Raw genomic sequence first — 1,191 nt, 5'->3', positions numbered from 1 at the left:
GCCAATTGCGCGACGCTGGCCGCAAGGCGCTGGCGCTGGCCATAGGCGGCGCCGATGGCCACGATCCGTCGTTGCGCGCCCAGGCCGAGCTGGTGATGTCTTTCGGTGCGCTGACATGGCCGCACCAATTGGTGCGGGTGATGCTGGCAGAGCAGCTCTACAGGGTCTCGACGATCCTGTCCGGCCACCCCTATCACAGAACCTGAAGGTCGCATCGCACCGAATTCCGCCCCAATGCCGCGCAAGATCACGGCTTCGGGCCGGCTTTCCCTATTTTGCTCACCGGTGTGCGAAACCGCTGCACAGTTTTGGGCGATGCGCATTAATATGGTTGATGGTTCGTTAACGAAGCCGCAGATAGAGTCCATCCCGCATGGCTGAAGGCTGGAAATCGACGACGGGCTCATCGACAGCGGGCTCCTGGCGCGCGCGCTGCGGCATCGCGGCGGCGGTGGTCATCCTTTCGCTCAATGCCGCATGGGCCGAGAACACGCTCGACATGGCCCCCGATCCGGACCAGAGCCGCGCCGAATACGAACAGATCTCCAAGGAGATAAGCCTGTCGTCCGAGCGGCTGGCCAAGCTGGCCGCCGACATCGCCGCGGTCAAGAAGGACCACGCCTCGATCACCGCCGCGCTGATCCAGTCGGCAATGACCGAGCAAAAGCTTGGGCAGGACATCGAGGACATCGGCGCCAAGCTGGAGGGGCTGAAGACCCAGCAGCAGAAGATCCGCGCCTCGCTGATGGCGCGGCGCGACGTGCTGGCGGAGGTGCTGGGCGCATTGCAGCGCATGGGGCTGAACCCGCCGCCGGCGATCCTGGTCAAGCCGGAGGACGCGCTGTCGTCGGTGCGCAGCGCCATCTTGCTTGGCGCCGTGGTGCCTGAATTGCGCCAGCAGACCGACAGGCTCCTGGCCGACCTCAAGGAGCAGACACGAGTGACGGCCTCGATCGAGGCCGAGCGGGCACGGCTGACGGCGGCAGTCGGCGAGCAGACGGCGGAGAAGAAGCGGCTCGGCATGCTGCTGGAAGCCAAGCAGAAGCTCGAAGCCGACACGCAGGCGCAGTTGTCGGCCGAGCGACAGCATTCCGAGGCGCTCGCGGCCAAGGCCAGCAGCCTGAAGGAATTGATCGCCTCGCTCGAAGCCCAGGCCGAACGCAACCGCAAGGCCGCGGATGCCGCAAAGGC

Annotated in this window: 1 protein-coding gene and 1 pseudogene; both read left to right on the top strand. The window is 65.7% G+C overall.

The window, feature by feature from the left end:
- A partial coding sequence (locus tag FJ980_RS32840) for a 23S rRNA (pseudouridine(1915)-N(3))-methyltransferase RlmH (RefSeq protein WP_181181401.1) occupies positions 1–206 on the top strand: 206 nt, incomplete at its 5' end.
- Between the two features lie 167 nt (positions 207–373).
- A pseudogene (locus tag FJ980_RS32835) lies at positions 374–1,191 on the top strand (hypothetical protein); the annotation flags it as partial.

This window comes from Mesorhizobium sp. B1-1-5, from assembly GCF_006443065.1.
GTDB lineage: Bacteria > Pseudomonadota > Alphaproteobacteria > Rhizobiales > Rhizobiaceae > Mesorhizobium.
This window is presented reverse-complemented; position numbering and strand designations above follow the sequence as displayed.